Origin of the sequence: Chromohalobacter sp. HP20-39, assembly GCF_033052815.1 — a bacterium.
Classification (GTDB): domain Bacteria; phylum Pseudomonadota; class Gammaproteobacteria; order Pseudomonadales; family Halomonadaceae; genus Chromohalobacter.
This window is the reverse complement of record NZ_JAWHTP010001262.1, coordinates 1-229: the sequence shown is the minus strand read 5'-3', so window position 1 is coordinate 229 and position 229 is coordinate 1. Positions and strand designations below refer to the sequence as shown.

General features: G+C 61.1%; 1 protein-coding gene. It reads right to left on the bottom strand.

Going from position 1 to position 229, the window contains the following annotated elements; all coding sequences use genetic code 11:
* Positions 1–118: TcpQ domain-containing protein (locus RVY79_RS22150; RefSeq protein ID WP_411161793.1), on the bottom strand; the 118-nt coding region annotated here is incomplete at its 3' end.
* Positions 119–229: the final 111 nt, after the last annotated feature.

The following is a 229-nucleotide window of genomic DNA, read 5'->3' as shown; positions in this document are numbered from 1 at the left end:
GCACCCTCCACAAGACCTTCCAACCCGCGCGCCTCGCCCACTCAAGCAATTGCTGCTCTACTGACTCGTCGGCGATGAGTTCGAACGGCCTATTTGAGGGAACGGACGTGACTGACACTGCTGGTTCAGGTGAGGTACTCGCCAACGCGGAAGCCGCGGCGACGAGCGTGTTGGGATCGGAGGCTCCGTTGCGATTGGCTTGGCCAGCGACGCTTGCTTTGCGAACACT